Here is a 6439-nt window from a genome sequence, read left to right as displayed (position 1 = left end):
CCCCCCCCCGCCCCCCCCCCCCCCCCCCCCCCCCCCCCCCCCCCCCCCCCCCCCCCCCCCCCCCCCCCCCCCCCCCCACTCCGGTCACGCGAGGGGTGAGCGGGGCAGGATCCGGTCGCTGATGATCCGCTTCTGGATCTCGCTGGTCCCCTCGAAGATCGTCGTCAGCCGGGCATCGCGCCAGTGGCGCTCGACCTGGCGCTCGGTCGTGTAGCCGTTGCCACCGTGCAGCTGCATGGCCTGGTTGGTGACCCGGACGGCCATCTCCGTGGCCTCGAGCTTGACCATGGCGGCCTCCCGGTCGCAGGGGACCCCCACGTCGAGCAGGTGGGCGACCTGGCGGTAGAAGGCGCGGCTCTGCTCGATCTGGGACGCCATCTCGGCGACGGCGAAGCGCAGCGCCTGGAAGTCGGCGATCGGGTGGCCGAACTGCTCGCGCTCCTGCAGGTAGACGACCGAGTCCTCCAGCGCCGCGCGGGCCAGGCCGACGGCGCGGGCGGCGGTGTGCACCCGGGCGGTGTCCAGGAACTCCTTGGCCTTGCGCATGCCGGCGCGCGCCGACCCGTCTCCTCCGCCGCCGGCGGCGTTGGCGTCGTCGAGCACGTTCTCCGCCGGGATCCGGACGCCGTCGAACGTGAGGTCCCAGGTCAGGAAGCCGTGGTAGCCGACCTTGTCGATCGGGGAACCGGACAGACCCTCGGGGAAGGCACCCCGTTCCTTCTCCAGCAGCAGGGTGCGCAGCCCGCGGGAGCGCGGCTCGCCCTCCTCGGGGTCGCGCTCCCGGACCAGCACCTGGATGAAGTCGGCGGCCTCGGCGTTGCCGCACCAGCGCTTGCGCCCGGTGACGACCCACTCGTCGCCCTCGAGCACGGCGCGCGTGGAGACCCCGGCGAGGTCGGACCCCGCGTCGGGCTCCGACAGCGCGATCGCCCCGATCCACTCGCCGCGCGCGCTGCGGCGCAGCAGCTCCGCCCGACGGCCGGCGTCGGCCAGCGACGTCCCCAGCCCCTGCGCGCGGGCGAGGATGCTGGCGGTGCTCATCCAGGCGCGGGCCAGCTCCTCGGACACCATGCAGTACTCGAAGACGCCCAGGCCCAGGCCGCCGTCCTCGGCCGGGACGGTGATGCCGAAGTAGCCCAGCTCGGCGAGCCGCTGCAGCAGCGAGGCGGGGATGAGCCCCTTCTTCGGGTCCAGCTCGTCGGCCACCGGCAGCACCTCGTCCATCGCGAACCGGCGCGCCTGCAGTTGCAGCCGCTCCCGCTCGGGCGTGTGCCACGGCGGCGGGAGGTCCGGCGGGCGGGCCTCCTTCAGGTCGGTCGTGCCCCCGGTGGCGCTCTCGCTCGACGTCATCGTCGCTCCCTGCTCGGCCGGCGTCGGGAATCACTCTGGCCGGAGGGCGTTCCCGCCGCGCGGCACGGCCACCCGTGATCGTGATCGACACCACGCATCTCACACATACTTCACAGATCTAACAGCTTGATGGTAGGAATCGTCCCGTGGTGCTCCCCGACCGGCTCGACGTGACCCTCCGCCTGGTGCGCAACCGCGGCCGGGTCTCGCTCGCCGACCTCGCCGCCCGTCTCGGCGTGTCGGAGATGACCGTGCGCCGGGACCTGGACGCCCTGCAGGCGCGCGGGCTCGTCGAGCGCGTCCGCGGCGGCGCCGTGGCGGTCGCCCAGCCGGAGAGCGCGGCCGGCTTCGCCGCCCGGGCCGGTTGGCAGACCGGGGTGAAGGACCGGCTCGGCCGGGTGGTGGCCGGGCTGGTCCAGCCGGGATCCACCGTCCTGCTCGACGCCGGGACGACGACCGTGCACGTCGCCCGCGCACTGGCCGGCCGCGCCGCCACCGGAGACTGCCCGCTGACCGTCGCGGCGCTGAGCCTGCCCGTCGCCGCGGCGCTGGCCGACCGGCCGGGCGTCCGCCTGCTCGTGGTCGGCGGGGAGTCCCGGCCCGGCGAGCAGAGCCTGTCGGGGCCGCTCACCGCATCGGTGCTCCGGCAGCTGACCTTCGACCTGTTCGTGATGTCGATCGGTGCGGTCAGCGCCGAGGCCGGCTGGTCGGAGTTCACGCTCGAGGACGCCGCGGTCAAGCAGGCCGGCCTCGCCTCGGCCCGGTCCACCCTCGTGGTGGCCGACGCCGCGAAGCTCGGCGTGCGCGCGTTCGCCGCCGTCGCCCCCCTCGCCGCGGTCGGCCGCCTGGTCACCGACCCCAGCGCGCGGGACCCCCAGCTCTCCCCCGCGGCGCAGGACACCCTCGCCGCGCTCGAATCCGCCGGTGTGGAGGTCGTGTCCTCGTGAACGAGCCGTTGCTGATCCTGGTCGCCGGGCCCTACCGCGGGGGCACCGGTGACGATCCGGCGCTGATCGCGGCGAACCACCGGGCGATCCAGGAGGCCTGCCTCGCGCTCTTCCGCGCCGGGCACCTCGCCGTCAACGGCGAGGACCTCGCCCTGCCGCTCGCGGCGCTGGCCGGGTCGACCCGGGTCGGCGACGCCGCGTTCGACGAGGTGTTCCACCCCGTGGGCCGCCGGCTCGTCGCCCGCTGCGACGCGGTGCTGCGCCTACCCGGCACCTCGGCCGGCTCCGACGAGATGGTCGCGCTCGCCCGGGCCCGCGGCGCCGCGGTCTACCGCAGCCTGGACGAGGTGCCGGGGGTGGCGCGGTGACAGCCGTGGACGCCGGGACCGTCGGCGTCCGGGGCGTCGACGTCCCGGACGACCGCGGGCGGACCGGGCTGCACCTGACCGGCCGCGACCTGACCGGGAACCCCGACGTCGTCGTCCGCGACGTGGAACTGGTGGCCAGCGCCTGGCACGTGCTGCGCCGGACCACCTTCGACCACCGCCGCCGCGACGGCCGCTGGACCACCGAGCGGCGGGAGACCTACGACCGCGGCAACGGCGCCACGCTGCTGCTGTACGACACCGGTCGGCGGACCGTCCTCCTCACCCGGCAGTTCCGCTACCCCGCCTACGTCAACGGGCACCCGGACGGGCTGCTGGTCGAGGCGGCCGCGGGCCCGCTCGACGACCAGGACCCCGAGTCGGCGATCCGCCGCGAGGCCGAGGAGGAGCTCGGCGTCGCCGTCGGCGGGCTCACCCACGTGTTCGACGTCTTCATGAGCCCGGGCTCGGTCACCGAGCGGCTGCACTTCTTCGCCGCGCCGTACACCCCCGCGGACCGGATCTCGGCCGGCGGCGGGCTGGCCGAGGAGGGCGAGGACATCGAGGTCCTGGAGCTCGGCGTCGACGAGGCGCTGACCATGGTCGGCGACGGCCGGATCGCGGACGCGAAGACGATCATGCTGCTGCAGTGGGCGGTGCTGCACGGCCCGTTCTCCCGTGGAGGAGATCCGGCGGCGTGACGCCAGATCCCCTCTCCGTCAGCGGGTGCCGCGCTCGCGTGCCAGGGCCACGTAGTGGTCGACCAGCGACGGGTCGTCGACCGCGCCGGCGTTGACCGCCTTCCGCGGGTCCACGCCCTGGAACAGCCGCTTGAGCGGCACCTCCAGCCGCTTTCCGGTCCTCGTGTGCGGGACCCCGGGGACGGCGAGCACCTCGTCGGGGACGTGCCGCGGGCTGGCCTGGGTGCGGATCGCCTCCCGGATGCGGGCGACGAGGTCGTCGGTGAGGTCGCGGCCAGGGGCCAGCTGCACGAACAGCGGCATCCAGTAGCCGCCGTCGCGCTGCTCCACGCCCAGCACCACGCAGTCGGCGACCTCCGGGATCGACTCGACGGCCGCGTAGATGTCGGCGGTGCCCATCCGCACCCCGCCGCGGTTGAGCGTGGAGTCCGACCGGCCGGTGATGACGCAGGTGCCGCGCTCGGTCACCTCCAGCCAGTCGCCGTGCCGCCAGACCCCCGGCCAGGGCTCGAAGTAGGCCTCCCGGTAGCGGCTGCCGTCGGGGTCGGCCCAGAAGCGCAGCGGCATCGAGGGCATGGGCTCGGTGACGACCAGCTCCCCCAGCTCGCCGACGACCGGCCGGCCCCGCTCGTCCCACGCGGCGGCCGCGACACCCAGCATCGGCCGCTGCAGCTCGCCGGCGGTCACCGGCAGGAGCAGGGAGCTGCCGACGAAGCCGGTCGCGACGTCCGTGCCGCCCGACAGCGAGCCCAGGAACACGTCCCGGCCGACGGCGTCGTAGACCCAGCGGAACGTGCTCGCCGGGAGCGGCGAGCCCGTCGAGCCGATCGCCCGCACCCGGGAGAGGTCGTGGCGCTCCCCGGGCCGGATGCCCGCCTTCTCGCAGGCGGTCAGGTAGCCGGCGCTGGTGCCCAGGTAGGTCACCCCGGTGCGCTCGGCCAGGGCGAACTGCGCGTCGACCGACGGGTACGCCGGTGCGCCGTCGTGGACCACCACCGTCGCGCCGACCAGCAGCGCCGAGGTGGCGATGTTCCACATGATCCAGGCGGTCGAGGCGTACCAGTAGAAGCGGTCCCCGGGGCGGACGTCGCCGTGCAACGCCAGCTGCTTGTGCTGCTCGAGCACGACGCCGCCGTGACCGTGCACGATGCCCTTGGGCAGGCCGGTGGTGCCCGAGGAGTAGACGATCCACAGCGGCGCGTCGAAGGGCAGCGGCTCGAACACCGGCTCCTGCGCGTCGGCCACCGCGTCGGCCCACGACAGCACCTCGCCGTGACCGCCGGCGGGCAGCTCACCGGGGAAGAGCCGGGGGACGGCGATCGTCGTCCGCACGCTCGGCAGCGCGGCCCGCAGCTCGGCGACCACCTCGCGCCGGTCGTGCGCCCGCCCGTTGAAGCGGTAGCCGTCGACCGCGACCAGCACCGTCGGCTCGATCTGGGCGAACCGGTCGAGGACGCTGCGGGTGCCGAAGTCCGGTGCGCACGAGGACCAGACCGCGCCGATCGAGGCCGCGCCGAGGAAGGCGACGACCGCCTCGGGCACGTTGGGCAGGTAGCCGGCCACGCGGTCGCCGCGGCGCACCCCGAGCCGGCGCAGCGTGGCGGCGAAGGCGCCGACCCGCCGGCGCAGGTCGGCCCGGCCGATCTCCACCGGCTCGGCCTCCCCGGCCAGCACCTCCTCGGTCACCGCGATCAGCGCGGGCGACGCGTCGCCGCCGTGCCGCAGGGCCTGCTCGGCGTAGTTGACCGTCGTCCCGGGGAACCACTCCGCGCCCGGCATCGCACGCCGGGTGAGCACGCGGTCGTCCGGCACGCCGGGCAGGACACCGCTCCAGTCGGCGACCTCGGCCCAGAACGCCTCGAGGTGCCCGACCGACCAGTTCCACAGCCGGTCGTAGTCCGCCGGGTCGCCGAGGTCGACCCCCCGCCGCCGCTGCACCCGCGCGGCGAAGTCGGCGAGGCGGGTGGCGCGGATGGACCCGGGCGTGGGCCGCCAGAGGACGTCGGGGTCGTGCTCGGTCACGCGGCCTCCTCGCCGTCGGTGCGTCGTGCGGCCGGTGCCGCGGCGCGCACGTTCCGGATCCGCACCCTGCCACCCCCGTCCCGGACGTTTCACGTGGCACAGCCGCGCCCGGTGCGCGTGACCCACGGTGACCGGCCGCGGCGAGGACCAGCCCATCGGGGGACGCGTTCCGGCTCGCCCACCCGCCGCCGCCTGTCCCACTCTGTGGAGTGATCCGATGACGCAGAGAGGTCGGTCATGGCGGCGGAGAGCGGTGCGGGCGTGCGGCGTGCCCTGCTGCGCCGGCTCGCCGCCCGCGGCCTCGCGGTGACCGCGCTGGGCGCCGGCCTCTGGATCGCGGGGCACCTGGCGGCGACGCAGCCGGCCTCGGCCGCGGAGCGCCCGTCCACCGGCGTGCTCCCCGGGGTCTCGAGCGTGGTCGACGCGGTCGTCGCGCCCGTGCTCGACGCCGTGCCGCCGGTCGCGGCAATCGCCCCGCCCGCGCTCCGTCCGGTGGTGGACGACGTCCTGGCCCCCGTCGTGCGGTCGGCGACGGCACCCGTGGTCGACCTGCTGGACCGGACGCCCGTGGCGCCGGTGGTCGACGTCGTCGTCCCGCCCGTGGTCGACCTCGTGGGCGGCGTCCCGTCGACCGAGGCCCCGCCGGCGGCCGCCCCGGAGCCGCCGGACGCCCCGCCGCCGGGCGCTGCCGCGCCGTCCGCCGGGACCGTTCCCGCCGCGGAGGCCGCGCCGGTCGTCGCGACGCCGTCCCCCGCCGCGCCGGCCCCCGCCGCGCCGGCCGAACGCGCGGCGGCGGGTGGGCAGGAGCCGCCCGCGGTGGTCGGCGGCTCCCCCGCGCCCGTCGCGCCGCCGCTGCCGCTCACGGCCGGCACCCCCGCCGTCCCGGGACCGGGCACGGGCGCCGGGTCCGGCGCCGGCGGCGCCGACCAGCCCCCCGCGGCCCTCCCCTGCTCCGCGCCGGTGCCCGGGAGCGCCGACGCGGCGCTCGCCCGTCCGCAGGACCGCGACCTGCCCGCCTCGCCCGGGGCGGACCCCGCCACCTCCCCCGACTGAG

General features: G+C 76.4%; 6 protein-coding genes. 4 read left to right on the top strand and 2 right to left on the bottom strand.

What is annotated here, in order from left to right:
- Positions 1–84 precede the first annotated feature (84 nt).
- Entirely contained in the window at positions 85–1350 is a 1266-nt protein-coding gene (locus ACK586_RS18620) for an acyl-CoA dehydrogenase family protein (protein WP_409331992.1), read from the bottom strand.
- A 146-nt stretch (positions 1351–1496) separates the two neighbouring features.
- On the opposite strand from ACK586_RS18620, the gene ACK586_RS18615 reads away from it, so the two are divergent.
- The 3 genes from ACK586_RS18615 to ACK586_RS18605 are packed head-to-tail and all read left to right on the top strand — an operon-like array spanning position 1497 to position 3363.
- Positions 1497–2297 carry a DeoR/GlpR family DNA-binding transcription regulator gene (locus tag ACK586_RS18615; protein ID WP_409331991.1) on the top strand — a complete coding sequence of 267 codons (801 nt, stop codon included), beginning with the start codon at positions 1497–1499 and terminating at the stop codon, positions 2295–2297.
- Complete coding sequence (locus ACK586_RS18610; RefSeq protein ID WP_409331990.1) at positions 2294–2665, top strand: DUF4406 domain-containing protein; 372 nt, start codon at positions 2294–2296, stop codon at positions 2663–2665. Before ACK586_RS18615 ends, ACK586_RS18610 begins: the two co-directional genes overlap by 4 nt.
- Positions 2662–3363 (top strand): NUDIX domain-containing protein, encoded by a 702-nt coding sequence (locus tag ACK586_RS18605; RefSeq protein WP_409331989.1) that lies wholly within the window; start codon positions 2662–2664, stop codon positions 3361–3363. Before ACK586_RS18610 ends, ACK586_RS18605 begins: the two co-directional genes overlap by 4 nt.
- Positions 3364–3381: 18 nt before the next feature.
- Here ACK586_RS18605 and ACK586_RS18600 read toward each other — a convergent pair whose 3' ends face one another.
- Positions 3382–5385 (bottom strand): acetoacetate--CoA ligase, encoded by a 2004-nt coding sequence (locus tag ACK586_RS18600; protein ID WP_409331988.1) that lies wholly within the window; start codon positions 5383–5385, stop codon positions 3382–3384.
- A gap of 237 nt (positions 5386–5622) precedes the next feature.
- On the opposite strand from ACK586_RS18600, the gene ACK586_RS18595 reads away from it, so the two are divergent.
- The gene (locus tag ACK586_RS18595) at positions 5623–6438 is read left to right on the top strand and encodes a hypothetical protein (RefSeq protein ID WP_409331987.1); all 816 of its coding nucleotides are present in this window, start codon (positions 5623–5625) and stop codon (positions 6436–6438) included.
- Position 6439 lies beyond the last annotated feature (1 nt).

It is taken from the genome of Trujillonella humicola, assembly GCF_046233715.1.
GTDB classification, from domain to species: domain Bacteria; phylum Actinomycetota; class Actinomycetes; order Mycobacteriales; family Geodermatophilaceae; genus Trujillonella; species Trujillonella humicola.
Note: the sequence above shows the minus strand (reverse complement) of the source record. Positions and strands in the feature narration are given on the sequence as shown.

Bases quoted from the DNA above. Each gene is read 5' to 3' on its own strand.
- ACK586_RS18620 (WP_409331992.1), bottom strand. From the start codon at position 1,350: ATGACGTCGAGCGAGAGCGCCACCGGGGGCACGACCGACCTGAAGGAG.
- ACK586_RS18595 (WP_409331987.1), top strand. From the start codon at position 5,623: ATGGCGGCGGAGAGCGGTGCGGGCGTGCGGCGTGCCCTGCTGCGCCGG.